The organism is Achromobacter sp. EG18 (genome assembly GCF_059759395.1).
Genome location: NZ_CM186213.1, coordinates 2,480,967 through 2,507,790 on the forward strand (window position 1 = coordinate 2,480,967; position 26,824 = coordinate 2,507,790).

The following is a 26,824-nucleotide window of genomic DNA, read 5'->3' on the forward strand; positions in this document are numbered from 1 at the left end:
GTTCATGCCGCCTCCATAAGCGAGTCGAATGCGTTCAGCCAGTCGGCCACGAAGCGTTCCATGCCGAAGCGGCGCAGGGCGGTTTCACGCCCCGCCGCCCCCCACGCCCGGGCCAGTTCGGGTTCGGCCAGCAGTTGCCGCGCCACCTGCGCCAGGCGTTCGATGCGCGTGTCCACGTAGCCGTTCACCCCGTTGCTGATGACGGTGGGCAGTTCGGTGGCGCCGAAGCCCACCACCGGCACGCCGCAGAGCATGGCCTCCACCAGCGACAGCCCGAGGCTGGCGTAGCGGATCGGGCTGAAGAAATAGCGGTAGCGCGCCAGGCAGGCCGCCACTTCCATATTGGGCACTTCTCCCAACCCGCCGAGGGCCTGCGAGTCCATGCCGATCAAGTCCAGCGGGGTCTGGGCGCGCATGCGCTCGAACAGGTCCAGGCCGATGCGACGGCCGCGGCGCGCCAGGTGGTTGACCACCACGATGCCCCGCGCCACGCTGCCGTCATAGGCCACCCGGGGCGGCGGCACGCCATGTTCGATGACCCGCACCGGCATGTCGCCGTTGTCCCACATGTTCGCGTTGAACGGCGTCACGTGGACCAGCAGGCCGCGCGGGTGGTGAAACGGATGGCGGGTGTCGGTGGGATGCGGTTCCGGCGGATTGTGCTCCAGGTAGGCGCTGGGCAGCGCGCGCTGCGCGTCGTCCAGCAGCAAGCGGGCATCCTCCAGGTTCTGGCGCGACTGGTACAGGACGCAGTCCAGGCGCTGGTCGCGCAGCGCGGCCGCCGGCACCTGGACGAGGTTGTCCCCCCAGGGGATGCGGCTGCCCAGCGCGCCGTAGCCGGCCGGATTGCCCGGCAGCACCGGTATCACGAAGTCGTGCGGCACCTGTCCCAGGGCATAGAGATAGTTGCCGTGGACGTGCCAGGTCAGGATGCGCAGGCGCCGGCCGCGCGGCATGCGGGACTGGGTCATGGCAGCCCCCGCGCCAATTGCTCCTGCGCCCGCGCCAGCACGTCGGCCACCGTGACCCGCAGCGCGCAGGGGTGGCCGATCGGGCAGCTTTCGTAGGCGCACGGCCGGCACGGCACGGGCGCTGCCAGCACCACGTGGCGCCGGCTGTCGCGCGGCGCCCAGCGGCGCGCATCGCTGCCGCAGGCGACGACCACGCTGCGCGCGCCCATGGCCGCGGCCAGGTGCGAGACCCCGGTGTCATTGCATACCAGCAGGCGGCTGGCGCGCAACAGCGCCGCCAGGCTGCCCAGCGTGGTGGCGCCGCACAGGTCGGGCAGCGCCAGCCCCGCGCGCTGGCGCAACTCGCGCGTCAGCGCCCGCTCGGCGTCCGAGCCGGTCAAGGCGACCTGCCAACCCGCGCCGCGCAAGGCGCGCGCCACCTCGGCGTAGCGCGCCAGCGGCCAGCGCCGCGAGCGCAGCCGCGCGCCCGGGTGCATCAGCACCAGGCGCGCCGGATCGAGCCCATGGCGGCGCAACAAGGCCCGCGCGGCGGCGGCATCTTCGTCGCCGCACGGGAATTCCAGGCGGTCGTCGGTGGCGGGCAGGCCCAGAAAGCGCAGCAGCGCCAGATAGCGCTGCGGCTCGGGCAGGTCGTCGGGCCAGCACAGGCGCCGCCCCTCGATCTGCGCGCCGGCGTCGGCCACGAATCCGCCCCAGCGGGCCGCGCCTAGCTGGCTCACGATCCGGTTCGAATGGACGCCGCTGCCGTGCATCTGCAAAGCCACGTCGGGCCGCGCCGCCCGCACCCGGCGAAAGAAGGCCGGCAATTCATCCGGCCGGCAGGCCTGCTCGGGGAACTCCGCAATACCAGGAAATTCGATCAACTCGTCGACGTAGGCGTGGAAGCGGGCCACGAATTCGCGCGCGCCGGCCAGCCCGATCAACGAAATCCTGGCCTGCGGAAAGGCCTGGCGCAGGGCGCGCAGCGCCGGCACGGCGCACAACATGTCGCCCAGCTGCAGCGCCCGGAATACGGCGATCCGGTTCGCGGGGGGCGTGGCGAGCAGCGCGGCCGTCATGGCCTGGCCCTGGCGAATCGCAACAGGCCGATGGCGCGCCAGCCGATCGACAGCAGCGGAATGCAGGCGGACGTGATCGCCAGGTCGGCGACGTCGCGCATGGTCTGGCGGGTGCCGCGCAGGCGCCGCCAAAAAAAGAGGGCAGTGAGCCCCAGCCACACCGCCAGCGCGGCCATGGCGCCGGCGCGCCATCCCAGCGCCGCCAGGGCGAGCGCGCACACCAGGGACGCGGTGACCGCCAAGTAGAAACGCGGCGCCCGCGCGCGGATGCGGCTGCGATACAGCAGCGGGTACTTCCTGCGCAGCAGCATGTCGAACATCACCTTTTTCTGCATGCCCAGCCCGGCCGCGAAACCTGCCGGCCGCAGCGGGTGCGTCACCCGCGCGTGGCGCGCGCGCCGCACCGCCATGCCATGGTCGAGCAGGGCAAAATGCAGGTCGGAATCCTCGCGCCACGCCATGGTGTAGCGCGGGTCGAAGCCGCCCACCGCCACCAGCGCCGAACGTTTCACGAAGCAGTTGGCCGTGATGAACTCGGCCCGGGTCAGGCCGGCCGCGTCCCGCTCATAATCGTTGGGCGGATCCGGCAGCGGCATGTCGGTCTCCCCGGTCACCGCGGCGACATCCGCGTCCAGCGCGCGCACGCCGTGGCGCAGCCAATCCGGGTGGGCGATGGTGTCGTCATCCGTGAACGCGATGATTTCGGCCTTGGCGCCGCGCCAGCCGAGATTGCGGGCGCCGGCCGGCCCCCGGGTGCCGGACACCGGCAGGTACCGCAAGGCCGGCATGCCGCCCCATTCGCGCCGCAGCCCCTCCACCTGGCGCCGGGTGGCGGCGCTGGCGGCGTCGTCGCACACCAGCACCTCGTAGGCGTCGCGCGGGAAATCCTGGCGGGACAAGGCGGCCAGGCAGCGCGCCAGCAGCGCCGGCCGCTTGTAGGTCGGCACCACCACGGAAACGGAAGGCGTCGCGGGCGCGTTCATCGCGGCTTCTCCACCAGATAGGAACCGATGACCAGCGCGTCCAGCGGCGACGTCCAGAAGCACTCCACCGCATCGCGCGGCGTGCATACCACCGGCTCGCCGCGGGTGTTGAACGAGGTATTGACCAGCACCGGCACGCCGGTCAGGCGCTCGAAGGCGGCCAGCAGGTCGTAGTAGCGCGAGTTCTGGTCGCGCCGCACGGTCTGCACGCGCGCGGTGCCGTCGATATGGCGCACCGCGGGAATGCGGCTGGCCCGGTGCGGCAGCACGTCGTAGACGAACAGCATGAAGGGCGCGCAGATGGCGTCCGCGCCGCGGCCGTCGAACCATTGCGTGGCGCGCTCTTCCATGACGACCGGCGCCACCGGCCGGAAGTCCTCGCGGTCCTTCAGCCCGTTCAGGCGCGCCTGCATGGCGCTGTCCAGTGGCGAGGCCAGGATGGAACGGGCCCCCAGCGCGCGCGGCCCGAACTCCATGCGCCCCTGGAACCAGCCGATGATCTTTTCCTGCGCCAGCAGCGCGGCGGTCTCGCCGGCCACGTCGTCGAGCCGCCGGAAATCCAGCTTGGCGCCGTACAGGAAGCGCTCGATCTCCTCGTCGCCATAGGAAGGCCCCAGATACGCGTGCTCCATGGCCCATGCGCGCTTGCCGCCGCGCCGGTGATAGTCCACGTACAGCGCCGCGCCCAGCGAGGTGCCGGCATCGCCCGCGGCCGGCTGCACCCAGACGCTATCGAACGGACCATCGCGCGCGATGCGGGCGTTCATCACGCAGTTCAGCGCCACGCCGCCCGCCATGCTGAGATTGCGCGCGCCGGTTCTCTCGTGCAGCCACTGCGCCATGTGCAGCGCCGTTTCCTCCAGCACGTACTGCAGCGAACTGGCGATATGCTTGTGCCTGTCCTCGAACGGCGCGCCGCGCTGGCGCGGCGGACCGAAGCGTTCGGCCAGCCGCGCCGGCTGCACCGAATAGCCGCCCTCTTCCTCCAGCCGCAGGATCTCGCGGAACTCCTTGCGGAATTCGGGCTTGCCGAACGAGGCCAGCGCCATCACCTTGTACTCGTCGGAAGAATGCAGGAACCCCAGGTAGCGGGTGACTTCCTCGTACAGCAGCCCCAGGGAATGCGGCAGGTCGATCTGCTTGAGCCGGGCGTACTCGCCATCGGAGAAATGGCCATAGCTGGTGGTGGTGCGTTCACCGCGCCCGTCCATGGTGAGCACGGCCGAATCCGCACAGGGCGCCGCCAGGAACGCGCTGGCCTCGTGGCACAGGTGGTGATCCAGGAACACCCAGCGCTCCATGATGTGATCCAGCGTCAGGGCGTCGAAACGCGGCGACTTGAGGTGGTGCGGCACGCCGTCCAGCAGCTGGCGCGGCGCGTTCACCAGGTACGACAGGAACAGCGGGTCCCAGGGCGACTCGCCCGCCGCGCCGAGGGCGGCGCGCGAAGGCTCCAGCGGCAGCGTGATGTCGCCGGCCAGCGGCCGGCTGCCTGCCAGCAGCGCCGGGTCATACGAGTAGACGATGTGGTCGACATCGCGCAGGCGGATGTCGCCCGCCGACAGGCAGTAATCGATCGCATGGTAGGGCAGCTGCCAGGTGGTGAACGGCACCGGCCGCTTGCCATGCTTGACGCGCGTGAAGCGCTCCTCCTCGGCCGCCGCGACCACGGCGCCGTCGCGCACCAGGGTGGCCGAACAATCATGATAGGCTGCGTTGATTCCTAGGGTAAACATGGCATCTCCTTCCTGGCAGCGCGGGCATCGGCCCGCCCGCCGCCAAGCAATTCCCGCGCCGCGGCCGCGACGCGCTCGGGATCGACACCGGCCAGGCAGGCGTGATGGCCCTGCGGGCACACGCTGCGATAGCAGTATCGGCAGGGAACGTCCTGGTTCAGCACGCGCGCGGCGGTCATCCAGGGGGTGTGCTGGGGATTGGTCAGTGCGTACAGATCCACCACCGGCCGCCCGAGCGCGGCGGCGATGTGCGCCGGCCCGCTGTTGTTGCAGATGAGAACGTCGGCCGCCTCCAGCACCGCGCCCAGCTCGCCCAGGCTGAGTTCGCCCGACAGGTCGATCAGGCCCGGCAGCAGCGGCCGCGCGGCGGCCAGGGCCGGCGCCAGCGCCGGGTCCTCATGGCCGCCCAGCAGCAGGATGCGGCGACCGTCGCCGCGCAGTGCGGTCAGCGCCCGCACCATCAGTTCCGCCGGATAGCGCCGCGAAGGGGCGGTGGCGCCGGCATGCGCGCAAATCCAGCCGCCCGTCTCGGTCACGCCCTGGCGGTGCAGCTTCCAGGCCAGCGACACCCGGTCCTGCTGCCGCACCTGGAACGACAGGCCGGCATGGTCGGCGCGCGCCCCCACTTCGGCCACCAAGTCCAGTTGCCGTTGCACCTCGTGGCGGATGCCGTCGGCGGGCTCCGTCTCGCGCACCCAGTCGGTGATGAGGCGGTAGGGATTCTCCCGGCAGTAAGCCAACACGCGCGGAATGCCGGCCAGGTGGCACAGCAGTGCCGCGGGCAGCGCGCTCTGGCTGTAGGCGGTGAACACCACCGCCGCGTCCGGCCGCAAGGCGCGCAGCCGCCCGATGGCGTCCACGTCATCGGCGTTTCCCCGCGACTCATTCTTGATCCACGCGGCGTCGTAGGCCAGGACGGTGTCCAGCTCCGGCACGAACGGCGCCAGCCGCGCCCCGGAGGTCGAAGTCAGCAAGGACAGGCGGGTGGCGCCGGACTGGCGCAACGCCCGCAACGCGGGCGTGCACATCAGCACGTCGCCCATGTTGTCCAGGCGCACGCCGAGCACATGGGCGCAATCCTGCCACCGCGGCGCCATCATCCGCCTCCCGCCTGCCCGGACGGCGCCAGCGCTTGCGTCTTGTCTGCGCGCCCGCTCGCCGCCAGCACCCGGCGCGCCGCGGCATCCAGGTCGGGCGCGCGCGCATCCGGAATCCGCAGCGGCCCCTCGCGCCATTCGGTCTCGTTGCCCACGTCCAGCAACAGGCTGCGGCAGCCGGCGCGGTGGCCGGCCTCGACGTCGTCGAGGATGTCGCCGATGAACCAGGACGCGGACAGGTCCAGGCCAAGCTCCGCGGCGGCCTGCAACAGCAGGCCCGGCCTGGGCTTGCGGCAAGCGCACTCGACGGCGTAGCCGGCGACGCGGCCCTGCGGATGGTGCGGGCAACAGTAGAAACCATCCAGGCGCGCCCCGGCGGCGCGGAACATTGCCGCCAGCCGGGTCCGCACCGCCTCCAGCGCCGCCAGCGGGAACAGGCCCCGCGCCACCCCGGATTGATTGCTGATGACCACCAGCGCCACGCCGGCGGCGCCCAGGCGGTTCAGGCCGGCATGGGCCATGGGCGCATACGCCATCCGCCCCGGGTCGACATTGAACGGGACGTCGACCAGCACGGTGCCGTCCTTGTCGAGGAACACCGCCGGCCTCAAGGCCATGACGTTTCCCGCATGGGCAGCACCATGATCTCGGGCACCACCGTCTCGGCCGGTTGCGTCAGCACGAAGCGCACGGCGCGGGCGACATTGGCCGGGTCCTGCAGCGTATCCACGTCGATGTCGGGAAAGCGGTCCAGCAGAAACGGGGTGCGCATGCCGCCGGCGATCACCGCGCTCACTTTCAGGCCTTCAGCCCGCAGTTCGGCATGCAGGGCATGTGATAGCCCCATCAGGCCCCACTTGCTGGCATGGTAGGCGCTGGCATTGGGCCAGGCGCGCCGCGCCGCCGTCGAGGCCACGTTGACGATGTGGCCGCCCGGGCTGAGAAGGTCCTTGGCCAGCTTGGCCATGAGGAAGGGGCCGGTCAGATTGGTGCGCAGCACGCGCTCCCAGACATCGGCGTCGAGCTTGCCGATGGGCGCGGTGACGTCGATGCCGGCACTGTTGACAACGGCATCGAGCCGGCCAAAGCGGCGCACCACGGCATCCAGCCCGTCCTGCACATCACGCGCCACGCCCACATCCATGACGCAGCCCATGACGTCCCCGCCTTCTGCCTGGAGCCGCTCGGCCAGCTGCTGCGCGCGGCGCTCGTCGATATCGGCCACCGCCACGCGCGCGCCCTCGCCCGCCAGCATGCTGCAAAGCGCCTGTCCCAGGCCGCTGCCGCCGCCGGTCACCAGCACCACCCGCCCTTTCAAACTATCGGATTCCTGCATCTTTCGCTCCTGATCTCAAGCCGCCATGCGCGGCGCGTGCCGATCCGGCCGGGCCGCCTGCGCCGCCATCTGCCGATACACCGCCAGCAAGTCCAGCCCGACGCGCTTCCAGGTGTAGAGTCGGCGCGCCCGCAGGCGTCCGGCCTCGCCCATGCGGGCGCGCAGGGCGGGATCGGCGGCCAGTTGGGCCAGCCGCTCGGCCAGGCTGTCCGGGTCGCGCGGCGGCACCAGGAAGCCGGTCTTGCCATGCACCACCGTGCTGCGGATGCCGCCGGTATCCGAACCCACCACCGGCCGGCCGCAGGCCATGGCCTCGACCGGCGTGATGCCGAAGGGCTCGTACCACGGCGTGGTCACGAACACATCGCAGGCGCCGTAGTAGGTCGCCAGGTCATCCCGATGACGGCGGCCGGTGAACTCCACCCACGGCGCCACGCCCTCGTCCTGCGCAATCTGGCGCAGCCGCGCGATCTCGGGCGTGGCGGTGGCATCGGCGTCGTCCGAATTTCCGCCCACCACGCACAGCCTGGCGTTGATGCCGTGGCGATGGCGCAGGCGCCCGAGCGCGCGGATCACGTTGTCCACGCCCTTGCGCGGCACCATGCGGCCCAGCTGCAGCAGGGTGAAGTCCTGATGCTCCCACCCCAGCGCCTGCCGCGCCCGCGTCATGGGCCGGGGCGCCATCTCGGCGGCGTCGTAGCCGCAGGGCACGATGTCGATCCGGCGCGGGTCGGCGTCGTACAACGCCATCAGGTCGCGCCGGTCCTGCGGGCACTCGGCGATGATGCGGTCGGCGCGGCGCACGATCTCGGTTTCGATATCGAAGCGGCTGTCCGGGAACAGGTCGGCCTCCTGCTGGTGCTGGCGACGCACCTTGCCGAGCGCGTGGAACGTCACGGCCAGCGGGATGCCGTAGCGCTGCGCGAGCGGCAGCGCGGCCCAGGCCGACATGAAGAAATTGGCATGAATGATGTCATAGGCCTTGTCCTGCCTGGCGGCATGGCGCAGCAGGTAGCGCGAGAAATCATCCATGTAGGGCAGCATCTGCTCCTTGGGCAGATAGACTTCCGGCCCGGCCGGCACGTGCACCACCTTGACCCCGGGCATCCAGGCGTGTTCCGGTTCCAGTTCCCGATTGTCCTTGCGGGTGAAGACGTCGACCTGCAGGCCGGCGCGCGCCAGTTCGCGCGCCACGTGCGCGACGTAGACGTTCTGTCCGCCACTGTCGACGCCGCCGGCAACCGCCAGCGGCGAAGCGTGTTCACTGATGATGGCGATCTTTTTCATTGTTCCGCTCCGGTTCGGACGGGCGCCCCGGCGATGCGGATGCGGTTGTCCACGTCCTGCACGCCAGCGCAACTGTCGGTGCAGTCTTCGATGCGATGCTTGGTGCGGCGGTCCGGCACGGTGCCGGTCAGGGTGACGCAGCCATCGGCCACGTCCACCGACACGTCGCTCACGTCCAGGCCGCTGTGCGCCAGGTATTCGCACACAATCTCGCGCACGCGCTCGTCCGACCGCACATAGCCCTTGGGGTCGGTGCGTCCGGCCTGGCGCTCGCGCCATGAGGTCATGCCGCCCAGCGGTTCGCCGCGCTCGGCGGTGGCGAACGACATCATCTCGGCATCGTCGCGCCACGGCGGCCGGTTGCCGTAGAAGCCGCCGTCCTCGCTGCCGTACGAGTCCGGGCCTGACGGCGCGGCGCGGCGGGACGGCTCGCGGCCGTACACCTGCTGGCGCTGATAGGAAGGATCCTCATTGCTGAAGCCGCCGTAGCTGCTCTGGCCCGGATCCGCGCTGCGGCTGCGCACGCCGGCATGCGTGCCGCGGGCGCCCGGCGCGCCGCGGGTGCCCTGGCCCTGGTAGCCATAGGACGGGGCCGGGTCCCGCCATGGCTCGCGGTCGGGATCTTCCTGGTATTGGCGAGGCGGCTGTCCGGGTCGATGATTCATGTCGGCTCTCCTGTTGCGATTCGAGAAAAACCGCGGGTATGGGCCCCGCGTGGATGCACCGATATCGCAAGTGCTGTGCCGAACCGCGATGCCGGGCGCGGCGAGTGGGGACGACATGATGAGCTGCGGCGAACGCCATGCCGGCGCGGCGTCCGTGGCGCCGGGCGGACGCGATCCGGTACTTCTTACTATGCCGTGTAAGAAGTGCCGGGCCGCTCAGGCCGCGGAAGCGCCGCGGGCGGGCGACGGCGGCAACAAGGTCCCGACGGTGGCCAGCAGCTCGTTGGGATCGACCGGCTTGGCCAGGTGGACCTGGAATCCCGCCAGCAGGCTGCGCAACCGGTAATCGGGACTGGCGTGGCCGGACAGCGCGATGGCGGGCAGGCGATGCGCCAGCGCCGCGCCGCGCTCGGCTTCGAGCGCGCGGATGCGGTCGATCACTTCATAGCCATCGATATCGCCGAGCGACAGGTCGCAGATCAGCACCTGTGGCCAGCGCGCCGCCGGCAGGGCTTCGAGCGCGGCCAGCACCTGCTGGCCGTCGGCGTACTGCGCGACGCGCGCGCCCTGCTCGCGCAGGATCTCGGCGACCATCTCGCGCGCTTCGGGCTGGTCGTCGACAAGCACCACCGCCACGCCGTGCAGATCGGGCAGGTTCATGTCGGTGCGCAACGCGGCCGGCTCCACCGCGCGCACCGGGAAATCCACCGAATACGCCTGGCCGCCGTCGTTCGCGGGCGCGCCGTGGAACGCGCCGCCCTGGCGTTGCGCCTGCGCCGCCAACTGCGCCGGATCGATCGCCACCGCCGCCCGCAGCGCGTCGGTTGGATTCAGGTGAAAGTCAGCATCGGACAGCGCCGGGTCGCGGCCCGGTTCGCCGCGCCCGTCCGTCACCGTCAAGCGGGTCAGCGGCCCTTCGCGGTGCAGGCGGATGCCCACGCGCCCGCCCGGCGGCGTGACCGCGATGGCGTGCAGGCACAGGCTCCACACCAGTTGCTGCAGCTCGCTGGGATCGCCGGTGATGCGCGCGGCCTCGCCGCCGATCTGCGTGTACAGGTTGACGCCTTTTTCCTGCGCGGCCTCGCGCGAGGCGTCCAACACGCCGGCGACCACGGCGACCAGATTGACCGGCTGCCGCGTCGAACGCCCCTGCGCTTCCTCCAGGGCCGATTGCTGGCGCTGCAAGGCCCACATCTGCGCGTACATGCCCTGCCTGGCCAGCAGCTCCTCGTGCCTGCCCTGCTCGACGATGCGGCCGTGATCCAGCACCAGGATGTTGTGCGCGTGCACGATGGTCGACAGGCGGTGCGCGATGATCAGCGTGGTGCGGCCCGTGGAGATGCGCTGCAGTTCCGCCTGGATCGCGCGCTCGGTGCGCGTATCCAGCGCCGAGGTGGCTTCGTCAAATACCATGATCGCCGGATTCTTCAGGATGGCCCGCGCGATCGCGATGCGCTGGCGTTCGCCGCCCGACAGCTTGACGCCGCGTTCGCCCACCGGCGTGTCGTAGCCGGCCGGCAGGCTTTCGATGAATTCGTGCACGCGCGCGCCCCGCGCCGCCTGGACCACCTGGTCGGACGTGGCGCCGGGCTTGCTGTAGGCGATGTTGTAGGCGATCGTTTCGTTGAACAACAACGTATCCTGCGGCACGATTCCCAATGCGCGGCGGATGCTGCGCACATTGACCGCGCGCAGGTCCTGGCCGTTGATCGACACGCGGCCGCTGTCCACGTCATAGAAGCGGAACAACAGGCGCGCCAGGGTCGACTTGCCCGAGCCGCTGCCTCCCACCACCGCCAGCGTGGTGCCGGCGGGCACCGAGAAATCGATGTTCCACAGGATCTGCCGGCCCGGCTCGTAGCCGAAGCCGACGTTTTCGAAACGAATGTCCCCGCCCCCGGGTTCCAGCGACGGCAAGGCCGGATCATCGCCGGTCTCGACCGGCTGGCGCAGCAGGTCGCAGACGCGCTCCGCATTGACGAACGCCTCCTTGGCCTGGCGAAAGACCAGGCCCAGCGTGTTCAAGGGCAGGCAGATCTGGATGATGTAGGCATTGACCAGCACCAGGTCGCCGACCGTCATCTGGCCGCCCACCACCTGTTGGCCGGCCAGCACCATCACCGCCGCCACGCCGCAGGCAATGATGCCGCTCTGCCCCACGTGCAGCCGCGACAGCGAGCGCTGGTTGCGCACGCCCACCTGGGCCCAGTCGCCCAGCACGCCGCCCAAGCGCTCGGCCTCCAGCCCTTCATTGGCATTGAGCTTGACCGCCTCGTAATTCAGCAGGCTGTCGACCATGCGGCCGCTGGCCCTGGAGTCCAGTTCGTTCAGACGCCGCTGATAGGCCATGCGCTTGCGCACCAGCACGCGGGTGTAGGCGGAATAGGCCGTGAAGGTGACCAGCACGATGAGCGCGAACCAGGCGCTGTAGCCCATCACCAGGATCAGCACCACCGACACGATCTCCACCAAGGTCGGCAACAGCGTGAACAGGCCGGTTCCCAGCAGGAAACCGACACCGGTGGTGCCGCGCTCGACGTCCCGCGCCAGCGCGCCGGTCTGGCGCGCGCCATGAAAGCGCGACCCCAGCCTTTGCAGCCGGGAAAAGACCGACACGGTGAAATCGGCGACCGTCCGCTGCACGACCTGGGAGAACACCACGTCGCGCAGTTCCGTGAATACGCTGCCGCCAAAGCGCACCAGGGCATACCCCAGCAGCAGGAATACCGGCAGCGTCAGCAGGCCGGGCGCGCTCAAGGTGTCGACGATGTGCTTGAGCAGCACGGGCACCAGCACCATCAGCAGCTTGGCGGCGACCAGCAGCGCCAGCGCGGCGGCCGTGCGTCCCCGGTACTTCCACAGGGCTTGCAGAATCGTGCGCGTCACCGCGTTGCGCGCTTCGCGGGCGTTTTTCGTGTCGGATCCGTTCATGGCCAGGCCTCCTCGCCGGTGAGCGGGCGTGGCCAGCAACCCGCGTTCCGCGCCGGCGGCGCCCGGCCTGCGCGCGCCGACCTGGCCCGTCCGCGTGCCGCCCAGGACGGGCGGCGCGCGGCCCAGGATGTCAGCCGCGCAGGGCGGCTTCCCGCCGTCCGCGCACGACGGCCTTGAACAGATGCGCCACCGCGGCCGCGAAGGCCTCGTCGAACCAGGGATTGGCGCCGCTCACCGCCACCACGATGCCGTCGATGCAGACGCTGCCCCATACCGTGGAATCCTTGGCCTGCAGCAGGTGCGGGCGCGCCACGATGACCTCGTGGCTGGACAGGCCGGTGCGCCAGCTCAGGCGCGCCTTGCCGCGGGCGAACGCGCCATAGTCGGCATCCCAGCGCTGTGGATCGCCCACGCTTTCCTCGTACAGGATGGCGCTGGGAAAATCGCATTCGCCCGGCCTGGCCAGCGGATTCATGACGACCACGTGCAGAAAGCCGCTTTCGCCGACGCGGGTGTCGGCGCGCGCGGCCTCCAGCATGGGCAGGGCCAGCCGCACGGCCTGGGCGGCCGCATCGCGTTCCCAATAAGCGGCCAGGGGCAGGGATTTCATGGTGTTCTCCTTGTCGATGAATGGACCTTCAATGACGGGCGTCGTCGCGCCAGACGCGCCGCAACGCGTGGCACAGCTCGGGCGGCACCGGGCGGCGATGACGCCGGACCCAGCGCCATTGCGCCAGCGCGTCGGCGCAGGCGCGGGCGCGGGACCGCCAGCCGGGCAAGGCGCGCAGCACCGCCCAGCTGCGGGCCAGCGCCAGGCCGATGGGCAGGCGCAGCCATGCCGTCCACAGGGCATTGCGCGCCAGCAGGCGGCGCCGTTGCGGCGCATCGCGCTGCGCGGACGGCCAATGGTGGGTCTGCACGGCCGGCGCGTAGGCGATGCGCCCGCCCTCGGCACGGATGTCCAGCGCCAGCAGCGCTTCCTCGCCGCCGATGAAGAAACGCGGCCAGTAGCCGCCCGCGCGCCGGAAGGCGTCGACCCGCATGACGCAGGCGCCAGCCATGAAGCCGACCAGCTCCGGCCCGACGCCGGCCAGCGGTGGCAAGGGACTGCGCGCCATTGCCGCGCAGGCCGGATCCAGCCGCGCCTCGGGACCAACCCGCACCTGCGCATTGAGCACCGCGAGCGATTCATGCCGGTCGAGGATATCGGCCGCGCGCGCCAGCGCCTCCGGCGCCCACCAGGTGTCGTCGTCGCAGAACGCGACATAGGGCGTGGTCACGCGCGCCACGCCCAGGTTGCGGCCGGCCGCCCCCAGGTTGGCGCCGGCCCGCAGCACCTGCGCCTGGGGAAACTCGCGCTCGATGGCATCGGCACTGCCATCCTCGCTGCCGTTGTCCACCACGATGATGGCGTAACGGCGTGGCAACGAGACCAGCCGCTCCAGCGTGCGGCGAAGCTCCTCGCGCCGGTTGCGGGTCAGCACCACGATGGCGATGCGCGGGTCCGGGAGCGCCACGGCGGTCATCCGTCCACCAGGTGCCAGTAGCGTTCCTCGCGGCCCAGGTCGGCCGGCGCGCGTTGCAGGCCCTTGAGCTGTGAGGCGTACGCCGCCACCGCCCGGGGCTTGGCGCGCGTATCCAACGCGAGGTCGGCCGGCGCGGCGATCACGCCCCGGCCATGCAGCCGCGCGAAACGCGCCTGGACGATGCCGGGCAGGCAGCGGTACGGCACGTCCTCGTAGGCCAGCCAGGCCGGCCCGCGCCAGGCATCGCGCACCATCAATCCCGCATCGCTGACGCGGACGTGGTCGGCATGCAGCAGGCCAAGCGGAATCGCCACCGCGTCCGGCCGCAGCTCGGCCAACGTGCGCATCAACGCCTCGGTCAGCGCCGGCAGGCAGGCGTCGGCGCACGCGGCGTACTGGCTGTCGAGAAATCCCAGGGCCAGGCCGCGGCCGCGCACCAGCGCCATGGCCCTGGCATCTTCCCGCCGCCGTTCCCGCATCGCCTCGGCCGCGCTGCCGAAGCCGCAGCGGCGGTCCCAATCCGTCAGCACATGCGCGGCGTCCGGCATGCCGGTGTAGACGGTCACCACCGTGCTGCCCGGCCGCGCGCCCAGCAGCGCGCCGCAGCTCAGCACGGCGTCGTCCAGGTGGGGCGACACGACCACGATGCGCGGCATCGATGGCAGGATCTCGCGCGCGGCGGCGGCGGCGGCGGGGAAATATGAAGCCGGCATGTTCAAGCCATTCCTGTCGATCTGACTGAGCGCCACAGCAACTCCCGTGCCTCGCCCCGGTGCCGACGGCGGCACGGCATTTGCTGCCCGCCGGCATTCACGCATGAAGGAGACGATATGCTGACGTCCTGGCTTTCCGGCGCGCCCGCCGACCATCCCATCGCCCTGTGGCTCGCCGCCGTGGCGCTGGGGGTCGCGCTGTTTCTGGCGCTGACGCTGGTGTTGCGGCTGGCACGGTCGCGCCTGGAGCGGCGGGCCCAGCCGGCCGGCCATGGCGCCGCCGGCGCGGCGGCGCGCGTGCTGCGGCGGACCAGCTGGCTGATCCTGGCGCTGGCCTCGCTGCTGGTCGCCGCCGACCTGACCGGCGCGCCCTTTCCCGGGCGCTCGGGCGCGGGCCACCTGTGGTTCGTCCTGGTGGCGCTGCAACTGGCGCTGTGGCTCGACCGCGGCATCGAGGTCGGCCTGACCCATGCGGTGGCCGCGCGCGGACGGGCCGGGTCGATCACCGCCACCCTGCTCTCGTTCCTGTTGCGGGCGCTGGTCTGGGTGATCGTACTGCTGGCCATGCTCGACAATGTCGGCGTCAACATCACCGCGCTGGTCGCCAGCCTGGGCATCGGCGGCGTGGCGGTGGCCCTCGCGGTCCAGACCATCCTCAGCGATCTGTTCGCATCGATTTCCATCGGCCTGGACAAGCCCTTCGAGGCGGGCGACTTCATCGTCTTCGGCACGGTGGCCGGCAGCATCGAACACGTCGGCCTGAAGACCACGCGGATCCGCAGCCTGGGCGGCGAACAGATCGTCTGCTCGAACACCGAACTGCTCAAGCAGACGATCCAGAACTACAAACGCATGCAGCAGCGGCGCATCGTCTTTTCGATCCGGGTGACGTATCACACCCCGGTCGATCAGGTGGCGGCCGTGCCCGGCATCATCCGCGCCCAGATCGAACGGCAGCCCGACACCCGCTTCGATCGCGCGCACCTGGCCCGGATGGCCGAGAGCGCGCTGGAATTCGAGGCGGTCTACTACGTGATGAGCGCCGACTACAACCGCTACATGGACCTGCAACAGGCCATCTACCTGGGGGTCATGCGCGACCTGCAGGCCGCCGGCATCGCGCTGGCGCTGCCGGAGAGCATCCTGCACCTGGCGCGGCGCCTCCCGCCCGGCGGCGACGAGCGTCGCGCCGACGCGGGGCCGGCTTGATCAACGGGTATCGGTCGTGCCGCCCGAGCCGGCCGACGCGCCCGAGCCGGGCATGCCGCCCTGGCCGGTCGACCCGGTGCCGCCCTGGCTGCGCGGCGCGCCGCGGCTGTCCGAACCGCCTTCGCCGCCGAGCCGCTCGGCCGGCCGGTCTTCCTTGGCCGGCCGGGGCTCGCCCTGCGGCGGCTCGTGCCGGGCGCCGGCCCCGGGCTGGGTTTGCCGCGATGGCGCTTGCGCCGGCGGCCGTGGTTCGCCCTTATGCTTGCTGGCGTCGGGCGTGGCGGCGGGCGGCGCCGCGCCGCCGTTGGATTGCCCGGCCTGCGCCAGGGCCGGGCCGACAGCCAGCGTGTTGACGGCAATCGCGGCAGCGATGATCAGTGTGGTCTTCATGGAATCTCTCCGATAGCGGTCGCCGCGCCCGGCATGGGCGCGGTGTGGGACTGCGCGTGGCAGGCGCGCGCTTCTGTCTGGCCGGCGCCGGGCGCAAGCGGCGGCGGCAGCGTGGCGGGCACCAATGCCCTGCGCAACAGCTTGTCCAGCTGCGCCAGCCCGGCGTCGAGGTCGCCCTGGATATGCACGCGCAGGCACGGGCGGCCGCGCGCCATCAGCTCCTCCATGTCCCCCAGCGCCTGCGCGGCCTGGGTTGCGCCGAAGCCGGCCGGATAGCCGGGCGCGGCCAGTTCGCGCGGCGCGTCCGCGGTGATGAACAGGAATCGTCCGCAGGCCGTGCCGCCCTTGTGCAACTGGCCGCAGGAATGCAGATAGCGGGGGCCGAAGCCACCCAGCGTGGCGACGCCGGTCCCGCGTCCGATGCAGTCGCGCGCGGACGCCAGCCACCTTTCGCAGGCCGGTCCGCGCGGCAGATAGGCCAGCAGCGCCATGTACCCGCCCGCCCGGGCCGGCGCGGCGTGCGCCGCCAGCAATGCCGCCGCGGATGCGGCGGTGGCGGTGGCGGTCTTGCCATGGAAGGCCAGCGCGCCCTCCACGAGCAACGGTTCATCCGCCTGCGCGGCGACGGCCCCGCCGCCTGCCAGCGCCCGGGTGCGCGCCTTGCTCGCCTCGACGTCGGGCTGGTCGAAAGGGTTGACCCCGAGGACCGCCGCGGCGACGGCGGTGGCCACCTGCCAGCGGAAGAACTCCTGTCCGATCGCCAACCCCGCGCCGCTGGTGCAGGTCAGCACCGGGTGGCCGGCGGCCGCAAGTTCACTCGCGTGCGCGGCCAGCTCGGCGTCCGGCGCCTGCGCGCTGGCCAGGTGCACGAAAAGGCGGTCGCGGCGGTATGCCGCGGGCTGGCAACGGGGCTCGTCCGCGACCGGGATCAGGCCCTTGCCGTCCTTGCCGGTGGACTCGGCCAGCAACTGTTCGAGCCAGCATCCCAGCGGCCGCAGCCCCGGGTCCGCCAACAGCGTGACCTTGTCATGGCCGGCCAGCGCGGCCTCGCCCAGCAGCGCGCCCAGCACCAGCCCCGGATTGCGATGCAGTGCCACCTGCGCCGAGCAGGCCCGCAGCATGGGCTGCATGGCCCGCAGCAGCGCGGCGGGATCGTGACCGAGCAATGCCGCGGCCACCAGCCCGAACGGCGACAGCACCGAATAGCGGCCGCCCACCGTCGGCTCGCCCTCGAACACGGCGGCGTAGCCGTCGCGCAGCGCGCGCGCCTGCAGCGGCGTGCCGGGGTCGGTGATGGCGACGAAACGGCGGCCGGCCTCGCGCCGTCCCAGCAGCGCGGCCACGCGCTGCTGGAAATACGCGGCCAGCATGCCGGATTCCAGCGTGGCGCCCGACTTGCTGGCCACGACGAAGAGGGTGCGGGTCAGGTCCAGGCGGGCTTCGAGGGCCAGGATCTGCGCCACGTCAGTCGAATCCAGAACGTGCAGGCGCAAGCCGCCCGCGGCCACGCCCAGGATGTGGGCCAGCGCTTCGGCCCCGAGGGTTGCGCCCCCCATGCCCAGCAACACCGCGTCGGCGTGGCCCGCCACGCACAGCCGGCGGCAGATGGCGGCCAGGCGCGCCGGCCGGGCCGGACCCGCGCCCGGCCGCAGCCAGCCCAGCCACTGGTCTTCATCGGCGCCGGTCCACAGCGTCGCATCGCGGGCCCACAGCCGCTGCACCCAGGCTTCGCGGTGCGCCAGCGCCAGGCGCTGGTCCAGGCGCTCGGCCAGGGCCGGCGGCAGCGCCGAGGCAAAACCATTCAGGGCGGTGCGCGGCCGTCGGCCAGCGGCGGGCGGATGGGCGGCGTCCGCGGACAGGCGCAAGCGGCGTCCGCGGATCGCCGGGGAAAAAGAGGATGGCACATACATGTCCATGGGGGTTCCTAGAGCGAGCGCCAGCTGCGCACCCATATCTGTTGTTCGGGACCCGTATCGCCAAGACGGTCGATGCCCGGGGTCTGCTGCGGGTCGACGCCCGGCATGGGATTGGGAAGGCCGTCCGGCGGCCAGCGCCCGTGCCGATCCGGTTCGCGCTTGCGCGCCGGCGGATCGGGCAGCTCCGCCGGCGACTGGTCCGGCGGCCCCGGCCGGTTGCGGCCAGGTATGTTGGCGTCTCGGGGATCGGGTGTGGTGGCCATGACGGGTCTCCCGGTATGTTGCGAACAGGCCCTAGGCGGCCTTGCCGGCCCGCGCCGCCTTGGCGTTGGCCTGCTCCAGCGCCAGCGTGCTGAGCTTTTCGTCGGCGGCCTTTTCCTCGGCCAACGTTTCCTTGAGCAGCGTCAGCGCCTCGGTCTGGCCCAGCTGCTTGGCGAAGGTGCACAACGTGCCGTAGCTGGCGATTTCGTAATGCTCGACCTTCTGCGCCGCGGCGATCAGCGCGGCGTCCAGCACCGGGCCTTTTTCGACCTCCTCGATCACGTCGCGGCCTTCCTCGACCAGGCCTTCCATGGCCGCGCATTTGATGCGCTTGAGCCGCAGGCCGGAGGCATCGACGATGCGGTCGATGCGCTCGACCTGGCCGCGCGTCTCCTCCAGGTGCGACGTGAACGCCTCGGCCAGCTTGGCGTCGCTGGCGGCGCGCGCCATCTTCGGCAGGGCGCGGGTAAGTTGCTTCTCGGCACTGTAGATATCGGACAATTCATGGATGAACAGATCCTGCAAGGTCTTCTGCGTCATTGCTGACTCCTGTGGGGGGTGAAGTGCGTGCGGTGGATGCGCGGGCCAGGTGGCGCCCGCCCCGCGCTACTCAGCAACCGCCGTGCCTCCCCCCGCGCATTCCGCCGGGCGCGGCCCGGCGCCGCGAGCCAGCCCGGCCCGCGGTTGCGGCGGCTTCAATCCGCTTTCTTCTTGAGCACGCTGATGTTGCCGTCGGCCTCCATGTAGGCGCGCCGCACTTCGCTGACATCCGTCACGCCTTTCAGGCGCAGTTCGCTCAGCAGCTCCGCTTCGGTGATGTACTCGCGCCGCAGGTTGCGGCGCGCAATGACACCGTCATGGATCAGGCAGACCTTGTCGGCCGCCAGCAGGCGGCCGACCGGCTTGAAGAAATAGCCCGCCCTGTCGACGATGACGGTCCAACCGACGATCGTCGACACCAGCACCAGACCGTCGACGATGGACTTGTATTCCCCGGCCATCGCGTTCTGCGCGGCGTCGGCGATCAGCACCAGCACCAGCATGTCGGCCACGCCGAACGAGCCGATATCGCGGCGGCCGGCCACGCGCAACAGCACGAAGATGAACCAGTAGACGATGGAGCCGCGGATGATGATTTCGAGCGGCGATATCGAAAAGGTGAACATCTCCGACCAGTCAGGACTCATGATCTTTCTCCCAGGCGTGAAACGGCGACGCCCCCTCGGCGCGCCGCCGCAATCCGTTCATTTCGGGCGCGGATCGCGGATGCCCCGTTCCAGCCCCGCCATCGCGCCGCGCCGCAGCCGCGGTATGAAATTCGCCACGGCCCGCGCCACGTTGCGCACTTCCTGCTGCACCGCGCGGTCGCGGTCCAGTTCCTCGTGGCTGGTGGCATAGGGCCGGTAGTAGCCGATATAGCGGTCCAGCCGCGACGACGCGCCGGCGTCGACCAGCCCCATCCAGTCCAGCCAGTCGCTGAGCGCGCGCCGCTGCGCCTCGATGCCGGCCACGTCGCCGTGCACCACCAGGCCATAGGCGCGTCCGGCCAGGTGCTTGGGGTAGGGCCAGCCATCCAGTTCGACCTGCTTGGCCTTGAGCGGATCCTTGCCGCCCGTGAGAGTGGGGTCGGGGTTGCCGCCATCGGCGCACACCAGCCGGTCGATCATCAGCTTCAGGGGACTGGGCGATTGATACCAATAGGAGGGCGCCACCAGGATCACCCCATGGGCCGCCACCCATTGTTCGTAGATTGCGCCCATGGCGTCGTTGTCCTGCCCCAGCGAATGATTGGGGTAGCAGCTGCAGGGCCAGTGGCACAGCGGCATCGCCGTGGAGACGCAGCCCTTGCAGGGATGGATCCGGTATTCGTATTCCGAGACCAGGCGGCTGAGGTCCAGAGTGTCTGTCCGCATGCCGGCGGCCTGCAGTTCCTCGAGCAGGATGCGGGCCAGCCGCCAGCTCTTGGAGACCTCGCCAGGACAGGTGCCGTCGTTGCGGGACGCGCCGATGATCACCAGCACGCGGGAAGGCGTGGCCGGATCCTGTTGCGCGCGCTCGGCGAGCGCCAGCCGGTCTCGCGTTTCCTTCCACTCCACCGACAGGTCATAGTCGGGATCGGCGTGGCCGGGGCCGGCCTTGACGGTGATCGGGGCCTTGCGGCCCTGCGCGTAGGCGTCCCAGGCGATCGCCTCGAGCCGCGCCAGCGCCGCCCGCTCGGCCTGGAACGCCGGATCGTAGAAGCGGCGCATGAAACGGGCGCGGAACGTTTCACGCTCGAGCTGCCCGGTGTACTGCCCCTTGCGGACCGTCGGTTTGTCGTCTGTCATCTCTGCCTCCGGCTGCGGGCGCGCTTGCGCCGCTGGGTCCTGGCGCGCGCGGTGCAGGCCGCCGCCAACGCCAGCAGTTTGTCCTCGTCCAGGCGTTCGGCATCCACCAGCCTTTCATCGGCCCCTTCGAGCGCGATCAGCAGTTCGTCCAGCTTCAGGTGCAGCGCCTCGCTGTCCTTGTTCTGGCTCTGCTGGATCAGGAACACCATCAGAAAGGTCACGATGGTCGTGCCCGTGTTGATCACCAGCTGCCAGGTCTCGGAATAACCGAACGCGGGGCCCGAGATTCCCCACAGGACCACCGCGATCAACGCCAGCCCGAATGCCACCGGCGATCCCGCCCAGCGGGTCACATGGGCGGCAAAATGGTCGAAGAAGCGCGACACCGGATTGCCCTTGGCCGCGTTGCGGGCCGCGGCGGGTCGGGGCGGCGGGGTCCGCCGCCTCGGTACGCGGGTAGCTGCCATGGTGCTCCTTTCGGTCGGGACGGAAACCGTGCTCAGCAAATTGCGTGCCCGCCGCCACGGATGCGGGCATGCTAGGCTGGCGCTATTGCGGTCCGCCGGATTCCGATGAAATCCATTCTGCAGTCCGAGAAATACCTGCTGCTGGCCTGCCTGGTGGCCGTGGCGGGATACGCGGTCGATCCCCGCCTGGGCGATCACGGCCGGCTCGCCAGCGCGCTCGAGACGGCCGTGCTGGTCACGGCCATCCTGGCGGCTTCGCTGAGCGTGGCGCGCCACGCCGAACGCATCGCCCAAAAGCTGGGCGACCCCTACGGCAGCATGATCCTGACGTTGTCGGCGGTGCTGGTGGAAGTGATCGTGCTGGCCATCGTCTCGTCCCGGGCCGCGTCGCCGACGCTGGTGCGCGACAGCATCTATTCGGCCGTGATGCTGGATATCAACGGCATCCTGGGCGTGGCCGCGCTGCTCGGCGGCTTCAAGCATGGCGAGCAGGCCTACAACGACGATTCCGCCCGCACCTACAGCGTGATGATCCTGACCGCGGTGACGGTATCGATGGTCATCCCCGAGTTCGTCCCGCAAGCCGGCTGGCGCGCCTACAGCGGCTTCACCATCGTGGCGATGCTGTTGCTCTACGGCGTATTCCTGCGCATGCAGACCGGCCCGCACAGTTATTTCTTCAGCTACAGCTATCCCGACAAGAAAACCCGCCGCCCGCTGCCGGCGTCCGGCTATCCGAGCCGGCGCCAGTCGGTTGCCGTGATGGCCGCCGGCATCATCGCGGTGGGCGCGCTGGCCGAGCTGATGTCGCACTCCCTGAACCGCAGCCTGGCGGGCATCGACGTGCCTGTCGGGCTGGTGGCGCTGATCGTGGCCGGCATCTCGGCCGCGCCGGAAATGCTGACCGCCCTGCGGGCGGCGCTGGCCAACCGCATGCAATCGGTGGTCAACATCGCGCTGGGCGCCTCGCTGTCCACCGTGATCCTGACCGTGCCGGCCATGGAAGCCATGGCGCTGCTCTCCGGCCAGCGCATCGATATGGCCATGACGCCGCTGCAGACCGTGATGATGCTGGCGACCCTGCTGGTGGCCGCCATCAATCTGAACGACGGCCAGACCAATGCGATCGAAGGTATGACGCACTTCGTCCTTTTTGGCACTTTCCTGATGCTGCTGGGCCTGGGACTGTAGGAACCGCCGCGCCAGGCACGGGAATTGCTCCGGCGCAAAGATTCCCGCGCCTGGAGACGCCATGTCCGCCATGACCTTGACGGTGCTGACCGTCAACACCCACAAGGGCTACACCAGCTTCAACCGCCGCTACATGCTGTACGACCTGCGCGAAGCGCTGCGCTCGGCGGCGCCCGACCTGGTCTTCCTGCAGGAGGTGGTGGGCGAACACCAGGATATGGCCGCGCGCCATCCAGGCGACCACGGAGCGGCGGCATCGCAGTACGAATTCCTGGCCGACACGCTGTGGCGCGACTTCGCCTACGGCCGCAACGCCGTGTATCCCGCGGGCCACCATGGCAATGCCGTGCTGTCGCGCTATCCGATCGCGCGCTTCGAAAACCACGACGTCAGTGTCGGCGGCCACGAGAGCCGCGGCCTGCTGCATTGCGAACTCGAGGTCCCCGGGCAGGCCGGCGCCGTCCATGCGATCTGCGTGCACCTGGGGCTGCTGGCGCGCCATCGCGAACAGCAGATCGCCAGCCTGTGCCGCCTGGTGGCGCGCGACGTGCCAGCCGGCGCATCCTTGCTGATCGCGGGCGATTTCAACGACTGGCGCCTGAAGGCGGACCACCTGCTGCGCGACTGCCGGGTGCAGGAGGTATTCACGTCGCGCCTGGGACGGCCGGCCCGCACCTTTCCCGCCCGCTGGCCGCTGCTGCGCCTGGACCGCATCTACGTGCGCAACGTGCGCGGCTGGCGCCCCGTGCCGCTGGCCTCGCGCGTCTGGTCGCGCCTGTCCGACCATGTGCCGATCGCGGCGGAGATCTCGCTATGACGCCCCCGCCCCTGGGCTGGCGCAGCGGCAACCGCTACACGCTGCTGGAGAACGGCGAAGCCTATTTTCCCGCGGTGCGCGCCGCGGTCGACGCGGCTGCCCGCGAAGTTCTGATCGAGACCTTCATCCTGTTCGACGACGCGGTCGGCCGCGACCTGCAGCGCACCCTGATCGCCGCCGCGGGACGCGGGGTCAGCGTCGACATCCTGGCCGACGGCTACGGCTCGGATGAATTGTCCGAAGAGTTCCTGGCGGCCCTGACCGGCGCGGGCGTCCGCGTGCATCTGTTCGACCCGCGCCCGCGGCTATTGGGGGTGCGGACCAACCTGTTCCGGCGCATGCATCGCAAGATCGTGGCGGTGGACGGAACCTGCGCATTCGTCGGCGGCATCAATTTCTCGGCCGACCACCTGCCGGACTACGGTCCCGAAGCCAAGCAGGATTACGCGGTGCGGGTGGAAGGCCCGCTCGCCGCCGACATCGCGGACTATGCGCGCGCCGCGCTGGGCGCCGATCGACCGCGTCGCCGGCGTCGCGGCCGGCTCGAGCCCATGCCGGCGGGCGATGGCGGCGGCCGCCTGGTGGTGCGCGATAACCAGGGCCACCCCACCGATATCGAACGCTACTACCGCGCCGGCCTGCGCGCGGCGCGCCAGGACGTGCTGATCGCCAACGCCTATTTCTTCCCCGGCTACCGTCTGCTGCACGATCTGGCCAGCACCGCCCGCCGCGGCGTGCGGGTGCGCCTGCTGCTGCAAGGCGAACCCGACATGCTGGTGGCGCAGCTGGCGGCCAGCATGCTGTACGACTATCTGATCGATGCCGGCGTCGAGATCTTCGAATACTGCAAGCGGCCCCTGCACGCCAAGGTCGCCTGCGTCGACGAGGACTGGTCCACCGTGGGATCCAGCAACCTGGACCCGCTCAGCCTGGCGTTGAACCTGGAGGCCAACGTGGTGGCCCGCGACACCGCGCTCAATGCCAGCCTGCGCGCCAGCCTCGAACGGCTCATCGCCGAAGACTGCCGGCCGGTGCGGATGCGGCCGGGCTCGCGCCGGCGCCTGCGCCGCTTCTGGGTGGGCGTGGTGGTGTTCCATTTCCTGCGCCGCTTTCCCGCCTGGGCCGGCGCGCTGCCGGCGCACAAACCGCGCCTGCGCACGCTCGACGAGTCCGGCCAGCGCGAAGGCGAGGCGTTATGAGCCTGTACCGTTCCCGCCTGATGCGCGCGGCCCGGCATCGCTGGCCGCGCATCAAGAAGGTGCTGCCCTGGGTGGTGCTGGCAGTGGCGGCGGCCCTGCTGGTGTATTTCGGCAGCTCGGTCGACTGGCCGCAGGTCTGGCAGGCCGTGCGGCGGATCCCGCGCGATACGGTCCTGCTGGCCGCCGCCCTGGTGGCGCCGGCCTACCTGGCGTACGCGGCCATGGACCTGCTGGGCCGGCGCTACACCGGCCATTCCCTGGCCTGGCCCAAAGTGCTGGGCGTGGCGATGCTGAGCTATGCGCTGAACCTGAACCTGGGCGTGCTGGTAGGCGGCCTGGGCGCGCGGCTGCGCCTGTATGCCCGGCTCGGCTGCCGCAAGTCCGTCGCCACGCGGGTGGCGTTGTTCTCGGCGGTGTCGAACTGGGTCGGCTATGGATGGGTGGCCGGCGTGTTGTTCGCCAGCGGCGCGATCGTGGTGCCGGCGGGCTGGGAAATCGGCGGCGGCATGCTGCGGCTGCTGGGGGTGGGGCTGCTGGCGATGGCCATCGCCTATGCGTGGGTCTGCGCGCGCGCCACGCGGCGCGCGGCCACGTGGATGGGAATGCGGGTGACGCTGCCGCGGGGACGCATGGCCGCCCTGCAAAGCGTGACGGCGGGGCTGTCGTGGATGCTGATGGGCGCCATCATGTATGTGCTGCTGCAGGGCAAAGTCGCCTATCCGATGGTGCTGGGCATCCTGCTGTGCACCAGCTTCGCGGCGGTGGTGACCCGGGTGCCGGGCGGCCTGGGCACCACCGAAGCGATCTTCGTGGCGGCCCTGTCCCCGCGGCTGCCGGCGGCCGAGGTGCTGGGCGCGGCGCTCGGCTATCGCGCGCTGTACGCGCTGGCGCCCCTGTGCCTGGCCCTGCTGGCCTTTGCCGCCGTCGAGATCCGCCTGGGCTGGCGCAGGCGCCACCCCCAGCCGGTGTCGGGCCAATGATTACAAAAAGGGGCACAAAAGGCGTAACGCAAGGGGTTGGCGCCGACCGGCAACGACCGGCTGCGGCGGCGCCAAGGGCCACGGCCATGGCGCGCTCTCGCCGGCGCGGCGCCGGGCATGCCACTTGCGTAGGGACGAGTCTTGCGGACATGACCCCGGTTCCCGAGGCCCTCCGCCGACTCCGGAGCAAGCATGGCGACAACAAGAATTCTCATCGTGGCGGCAGAAGCTTTCCCCCTGGCAAAGACCGGGGGCCTGGGCGACGCCATCACCGGCATGGCGCGCGCGCTGGCCCAGGCACACATGCAACCGACACTATTGCTGCCCGCCTACCGCGGCGTTGCGCAACGCCTGCGGCCGGCGCGCCCGGTGGCGGACCTGGCCGGCCTGCCCGGCGGCGACGCGCGCCTGCTGGCGGGTGTCTGCCCGCAGTCGGGCCTGTCGTTCCTGCTGCTGGAAAACGACGCGCTGTACGACCGCGCCGGCCTGTACCTTGACGACAACGGCCAGGAATATGCCGACAACGCGCTGCGCTACGCGGCCCTGGCCCATGCCGCGGTGCGCATCGCCCAGGGCCTGCCCGGCCTGCCGCGCCCCGAACTGGTGCACGCGCATGACTGGCATGCGGCGTTGACGCCGCTATTGCTGCGCGCCGCGGGCGTTACGGACGTGAAAAGCGTCCTGACCATCCACAACCTCGCCTTCCAGGGGCCGGCGGCGCTCGAGGATGCGCCCCTGCTGGGAGTCCCGGCGCCGTTCCTGGGCGAAGACGGCGCGCAGGCCTGGGGCCGCCTGAATTTCATGAAGGCGGGAATCCGCTATGCCGACCGCCTCACCACCGTCAGCCATCGCTACGCCCGCGAGATCCTGACCCCCGAATTCGGCTGCGGACTGGACGGCGTGCTGCGCGAGCGCGCGGCCGACCTGTGCGCGATCGCCAACGGCATCGACACGCAGCTGTGGAACCCGGCGCGCGATCCGCACCTGGGACCGCTGCGCTACCACCCCGACGACCTGGCCAACAAGCGCCTGTGCAAAGCCGCCGCCCAGCGCGAATACAGCCTGCGCGAAGACCCGCAGGCCACGCTGCTGATCATGTGCAGCCGGTTGACGGGGCAGAAAATGGCCGACGTGGCGGCGCTGGCGCTGCCGCGGGCGCTGGAAGCCCATCCGGCGCTGCAGGTCGCGGTGCTGGGCCAGGGGGAGCGCCACCTCGAAGCCGCGCTGCGGGACCTGAGCCAGCGCTATCCCGGGCGCTGCGCGGTGCGCATTGGTTACGAGGAAGCCGGCGCCCACCGGCTGCAGGCGGCCGGCGACATCCTGCTGCACGGCAGCCGCTTCGAACCCTTCGGCCTGACCCCCCTCTACGCCATGCGGTATGGCACCTTGCCGATCGGCTCGCGGGTCGGCGGCATGGCCGACACGATCAAGGACCCGGGACCGCAGCAACCGCTGACCGCCATGGCCGGCGCCACCGGCGTGCTGTTCGACGGCAGCGCGCCCGAGGACATGGCGGCGGCGATTTCGCGCGCGCTCCATCTGCATCAACACGCCACCTTGTGGCGCGCCATGCAGCGCAACGCCATGACCGCGGATTTCAGCTGGCGCCCCGCCGTGGCGGAGTACCTGGCGCTGTTCCGCTCGCTCACGGGCGACGCGCCCGCCCCGCTGGCCGGCGGCGCGCAACCGCTGCCGGAGATCGCCGCGCCGCGACTGCGGCGCGTGCGCCAGGCGTCGACGCTCGGCGCCCCCGCGCCGCTGTAGGAG

At 70.8% G+C, this 26,824-nt stretch carries 26 protein-coding genes; 6 read left to right on the top strand and 20 right to left on the bottom strand.

All coding sequences use genetic code 11. The annotated features are described in order from the left end of the window. Positions 1-2 precede the first annotated feature (2 nt). The 13 genes from AC6CR5_RS11230 to AC6CR5_RS11290 form a co-directional block, all read right to left on the bottom strand. Positions 3-971 (bottom strand): glycosyltransferase, encoded by a 969-nt coding sequence (locus AC6CR5_RS11230; protein ID WP_411792256.1) that lies wholly within the window; start codon positions 969-971, stop codon positions 3-5. After that, positions 968-2,029 carry a glycosyltransferase family 9 protein gene (locus tag AC6CR5_RS11235; RefSeq protein WP_110059185.1) on the bottom strand — a complete coding sequence of 354 codons (1,062 nt, stop codon included), beginning with the start codon at positions 2,027-2,029 and terminating at the stop codon, positions 968-970. Before AC6CR5_RS11235 ends, AC6CR5_RS11230 begins: the two co-directional genes overlap by 4 nt. Next, positions 2,026-3,012 (bottom strand): glycosyltransferase family 2 protein, encoded by a 987-nt coding sequence (locus AC6CR5_RS11240; protein ID WP_238919935.1) that lies wholly within the window; start codon positions 3,010-3,012, stop codon positions 2,026-2,028. Before AC6CR5_RS11240 ends, AC6CR5_RS11235 begins: the two co-directional genes overlap by 4 nt. Next, entirely contained in the window at positions 3,009-4,748 is a 1,740-nt protein-coding gene (locus tag AC6CR5_RS11245; RefSeq protein WP_047991348.1) for a carbamoyltransferase family protein, read from the bottom strand. The genes AC6CR5_RS11240 and AC6CR5_RS11245 overlap by 4 nt, the downstream gene beginning before the upstream one ends. Continuing rightward, complete coding sequence (locus AC6CR5_RS11250; RefSeq protein WP_035199726.1) at positions 4,736-5,848, bottom strand: glycosyltransferase family 9 protein; 1,113 nt, start codon at positions 5,846-5,848, stop codon at positions 4,736-4,738. The genes AC6CR5_RS11245 and AC6CR5_RS11250 overlap by 13 nt, the downstream gene beginning before the upstream one ends. Next, positions 5,845-6,462, bottom strand: a complete 618-nt coding sequence (locus AC6CR5_RS11255; protein WP_150100795.1) for a D-glycero-alpha-D-manno-heptose-1,7-bisphosphate 7-phosphatase — start codon at positions 6,460-6,462, stop codon at positions 5,845-5,847. Before AC6CR5_RS11255 ends, AC6CR5_RS11250 begins: the two co-directional genes overlap by 4 nt. Then, positions 6,453-7,181, bottom strand: a complete 729-nt coding sequence (locus AC6CR5_RS11260; RefSeq protein WP_024069722.1) for an SDR family oxidoreductase — start codon at positions 7,179-7,181, stop codon at positions 6,453-6,455. Before AC6CR5_RS11260 ends, AC6CR5_RS11255 begins: the two co-directional genes overlap by 10 nt. A 15-nt stretch (positions 7,182-7,196) precedes the next feature. Continuing rightward, positions 7,197-8,468, bottom strand: coding sequence for a glycosyltransferase family 4 protein (locus tag AC6CR5_RS11265; protein WP_054445568.1), 1,272 nt, complete (start codon positions 8,466-8,468; stop codon positions 7,197-7,199). After that, on the bottom strand, positions 8,465-9,133 hold the full coding sequence (locus AC6CR5_RS11270) for a BON domain-containing protein (RefSeq protein WP_437257466.1): 669 nt from the start codon (positions 9,131-9,133) through the stop codon (positions 8,465-8,467). The genes AC6CR5_RS11265 and AC6CR5_RS11270 overlap by 4 nt, the downstream gene beginning before the upstream one ends. A 216-nt stretch (positions 9,134-9,349) precedes the next feature. Then, on the bottom strand, positions 9,350-12,064 hold the full coding sequence (locus AC6CR5_RS11275) for an ATP-binding cassette domain-containing protein (protein ID WP_047991353.1): 2,715 nt from the start codon (positions 12,062-12,064) through the stop codon (positions 9,350-9,352). 130 nt (positions 12,065-12,194) lie between these two features. Next, the gene (locus AC6CR5_RS11280; RefSeq protein WP_026382858.1) at positions 12,195-12,674 is read right to left on the bottom strand and encodes a hypothetical protein; all 480 of its coding nucleotides are present in this window, start codon (positions 12,672-12,674) and stop codon (positions 12,195-12,197) included. Positions 12,675-12,702: 28 nt separating this feature from the next. Then, positions 12,703-13,590, bottom strand: a complete 888-nt coding sequence (locus AC6CR5_RS11285; protein ID WP_241060688.1) for a glycosyltransferase family 2 protein — start codon at positions 13,588-13,590, stop codon at positions 12,703-12,705. Beyond that, a complete protein-coding gene (locus tag AC6CR5_RS11290) occupies positions 13,587-14,303 on the bottom strand; it encodes a PIG-L deacetylase family protein (RefSeq protein ID WP_498085628.1) in 717 nt (238 codons plus the stop codon). Before AC6CR5_RS11290 ends, AC6CR5_RS11285 begins: the two co-directional genes overlap by 4 nt. 117 nt (positions 14,304-14,420) lie before the next feature. On the opposite strand from AC6CR5_RS11290, the gene AC6CR5_RS11295 reads away from it, so the two are divergent. Beyond that, complete coding sequence (locus AC6CR5_RS11295) at positions 14,421-15,512, top strand: mechanosensitive ion channel family protein (RefSeq protein WP_241060686.1); 1,092 nt, start codon at positions 14,421-14,423, stop codon at positions 15,510-15,512. Here the strand turns inward: AC6CR5_RS11295 and AC6CR5_RS11300 are convergent, their stop codons facing one another. The 7 genes from AC6CR5_RS11300 to AC6CR5_RS11330 form a co-directional block, all read right to left on the bottom strand. Beyond that, positions 15,513-15,899, bottom strand: coding sequence for a hypothetical protein (locus tag AC6CR5_RS11300; protein ID WP_054443904.1), 387 nt, complete (start codon positions 15,897-15,899; stop codon positions 15,513-15,515). Beyond that, positions 15,896-17,764 (bottom strand): phosphoglucose isomerase-related protein, encoded by a 1,869-nt coding sequence (locus AC6CR5_RS11305; RefSeq protein ID WP_327762148.1) that lies wholly within the window; start codon positions 17,762-17,764, stop codon positions 15,896-15,898. The genes AC6CR5_RS11300 and AC6CR5_RS11305 overlap by 4 nt, the downstream gene beginning before the upstream one ends. Positions 17,765-17,823: 59 nt before the next feature. After that, the gene (locus tag AC6CR5_RS11310; RefSeq protein ID WP_006384484.1) at positions 17,824-18,078 is read right to left on the bottom strand and encodes a hypothetical protein; all 255 of its coding nucleotides are present in this window, start codon (positions 18,076-18,078) and stop codon (positions 17,824-17,826) included. A gap of 31 nt (positions 18,079-18,109) precedes the next feature. Continuing rightward, on the bottom strand, positions 18,110-18,616 hold the full coding sequence (locus tag AC6CR5_RS11315; RefSeq protein WP_006384483.1) for a YciE/YciF ferroxidase family protein: 507 nt from the start codon (positions 18,614-18,616) through the stop codon (positions 18,110-18,112). 155 nt (positions 18,617-18,771) lie between these two features. Continuing rightward, complete coding sequence (locus AC6CR5_RS11320; RefSeq protein ID WP_006384482.1) at positions 18,772-19,263, bottom strand: DUF421 domain-containing protein; 492 nt, start codon at positions 19,261-19,263, stop codon at positions 18,772-18,774. Between the two features lie 57 nt (positions 19,264-19,320). Further along, the gene (locus AC6CR5_RS11325; RefSeq protein ID WP_020928725.1) at positions 19,321-20,403 is read right to left on the bottom strand and encodes a flavodoxin family protein; all 1,083 of its coding nucleotides are present in this window, start codon (positions 20,401-20,403) and stop codon (positions 19,321-19,323) included. Next, a complete protein-coding gene (locus tag AC6CR5_RS11330) occupies positions 20,400-20,870 on the bottom strand; it encodes a low affinity iron permease family protein (RefSeq protein WP_054483162.1) in 471 nt (156 codons plus the stop codon). The genes AC6CR5_RS11325 and AC6CR5_RS11330 overlap by 4 nt, the downstream gene beginning before the upstream one ends. A gap of 105 nt (positions 20,871-20,975) precedes the next feature. Between AC6CR5_RS11330 and AC6CR5_RS11335 the strand changes: the two genes are divergently transcribed. From AC6CR5_RS11335 to glgA, 5 genes are all read left to right on the top strand, one after another. Continuing rightward, positions 20,976-22,061, top strand: a complete 1,086-nt coding sequence (locus tag AC6CR5_RS11335) for a calcium:cation antiporter (protein WP_006384479.1) — start codon at positions 20,976-20,978, stop codon at positions 22,059-22,061. A 61-nt stretch (positions 22,062-22,122) separates the two neighbouring features. Further along, positions 22,123-22,878, top strand: coding sequence for an endonuclease/exonuclease/phosphatase family protein (locus AC6CR5_RS11340; RefSeq protein ID WP_006384478.1), 756 nt, complete (start codon positions 22,123-22,125; stop codon positions 22,876-22,878). Beyond that, the gene (gene clsB, locus AC6CR5_RS11345; RefSeq protein WP_047991360.1) at positions 22,875-24,077 is read left to right on the top strand and encodes a cardiolipin synthase ClsB; all 1,203 of its coding nucleotides are present in this window, start codon (positions 22,875-22,877) and stop codon (positions 24,075-24,077) included. Before AC6CR5_RS11340 ends, clsB begins: the two co-directional genes overlap by 4 nt. Next, positions 24,074-25,057 (top strand): lysylphosphatidylglycerol synthase domain-containing protein, encoded by a 984-nt coding sequence (locus AC6CR5_RS11350; RefSeq protein ID WP_006384476.1) that lies wholly within the window; start codon positions 24,074-24,076, stop codon positions 25,055-25,057. The genes clsB and AC6CR5_RS11350 overlap by 4 nt, the downstream gene beginning before the upstream one ends. Before the next feature lie 192 nt (positions 25,058-25,249). Beyond that, on the top strand, positions 25,250-26,821 hold the full coding sequence (glgA, locus tag AC6CR5_RS11355; RefSeq protein WP_150100802.1) for a glycogen synthase GlgA: 1,572 nt from the start codon (positions 25,250-25,252) through the stop codon (positions 26,819-26,821). Positions 26,822-26,824 lie beyond the last annotated feature (3 nt).

Bases quoted from the DNA above. Each gene is read 5' to 3' on its own strand.
- AC6CR5_RS11245 (WP_047991348.1), bottom strand. From the start codon at position 4,748: ATGTTTACCCTAGGAATCAACGCAGCCTATCATGATTGTTCGGCCACC.
- AC6CR5_RS11275 (WP_047991353.1), bottom strand. From the start codon at position 12,064: ATGAACGGATCCGACACGAAAAACGCCCGCGAAGCGCGCAACGCGGTG.
- AC6CR5_RS11285 (WP_241060688.1), bottom strand. From the start codon at position 13,590: ATGACCGCCGTGGCGCTCCCGGACCCGCGCATCGCCATCGTGGTGCTG.
- AC6CR5_RS11235 (WP_110059185.1), bottom strand. From the start codon at position 2,029: ATGACGGCCGCGCTGCTCGCCACGCCCCCCGCGAACCGGATCGCCGTA.
- AC6CR5_RS11230 (WP_411792256.1), bottom strand. From the start codon at position 971: ATGACCCAGTCCCGCATGCCGCGCGGCCGGCGCCTGCGCATCCTGACC.
- AC6CR5_RS11250 (WP_035199726.1), bottom strand. From the start codon at position 5,848: ATGATGGCGCCGCGGTGGCAGGATTGCGCCCATGTGCTCGGCGTGCGC.
- AC6CR5_RS11325 (WP_020928725.1), bottom strand. From the start codon at position 20,403: ATGACAGACGACAAACCGACGGTCCGCAAGGGGCAGTACACCGGGCAG.
- AC6CR5_RS11310 (WP_006384484.1), bottom strand. From the start codon at position 18,078: ATGGCCACCACACCCGATCCCCGAGACGCCAACATACCTGGCCGCAAC.
- AC6CR5_RS11300 (WP_054443904.1), bottom strand. From the start codon at position 15,899: ATGAAGACCACACTGATCATCGCTGCCGCGATTGCCGTCAACACGCTG.
- AC6CR5_RS11340 (WP_006384478.1), top strand. From the start codon at position 22,123: ATGTCCGCCATGACCTTGACGGTGCTGACCGTCAACACCCACAAGGGC.
- AC6CR5_RS11270 (WP_437257466.1), bottom strand. From the start codon at position 9,133: ATGAATCATCGACCCGGACAGCCGCCTCGCCAATACCAGGAAGATCCC.
- AC6CR5_RS11255 (WP_150100795.1), bottom strand. From the start codon at position 6,462: ATGGCCTTGAGGCCGGCGGTGTTCCTCGACAAGGACGGCACCGTGCTG.
- AC6CR5_RS11320 (WP_006384482.1), bottom strand. From the start codon at position 19,263: ATGAGTCCTGACTGGTCGGAGATGTTCACCTTTTCGATATCGCCGCTC.
- AC6CR5_RS11330 (WP_054483162.1), bottom strand. From the start codon at position 20,870: ATGGCAGCTACCCGCGTACCGAGGCGGCGGACCCCGCCGCCCCGACCC.
- glgA (WP_150100802.1), top strand. From the start codon at position 25,250: ATGGCGACAACAAGAATTCTCATCGTGGCGGCAGAAGCTTTCCCCCTG.
- AC6CR5_RS11350 (WP_006384476.1), top strand. From the start codon at position 24,074: ATGAGCCTGTACCGTTCCCGCCTGATGCGCGCGGCCCGGCATCGCTGG.
- AC6CR5_RS11315 (WP_006384483.1), bottom strand. From the start codon at position 18,616: ATGACGCAGAAGACCTTGCAGGATCTGTTCATCCATGAATTGTCCGAT.
- AC6CR5_RS11280 (WP_026382858.1), bottom strand. From the start codon at position 12,674: ATGAAATCCCTGCCCCTGGCCGCTTATTGGGAACGCGATGCGGCCGCC.
- clsB (WP_047991360.1), top strand. From the start codon at position 22,875: ATGACGCCCCCGCCCCTGGGCTGGCGCAGCGGCAACCGCTACACGCTG.
- AC6CR5_RS11265 (WP_054445568.1), bottom strand. From the start codon at position 8,468: ATGAAAAAGATCGCCATCATCAGTGAACACGCTTCGCCGCTGGCGGTT.
- AC6CR5_RS11295 (WP_241060686.1), top strand. From the start codon at position 14,421: ATGCTGACGTCCTGGCTTTCCGGCGCGCCCGCCGACCATCCCATCGCC.
- AC6CR5_RS11260 (WP_024069722.1), bottom strand. From the start codon at position 7,181: ATGCAGGAATCCGATAGTTTGAAAGGGCGGGTGGTGCTGGTGACCGGC.
- AC6CR5_RS11240 (WP_238919935.1), bottom strand. From the start codon at position 3,012: ATGAACGCGCCCGCGACGCCTTCCGTTTCCGTGGTGGTGCCGACCTAC.
- AC6CR5_RS11335 (WP_006384479.1), top strand. From the start codon at position 20,976: ATGAAATCCATTCTGCAGTCCGAGAAATACCTGCTGCTGGCCTGCCTG.
- AC6CR5_RS11290 (WP_498085628.1), bottom strand. From the start codon at position 14,303: ATGCCGGCTTCATATTTCCCCGCCGCCGCCGCCGCCGCGCGCGAGATC.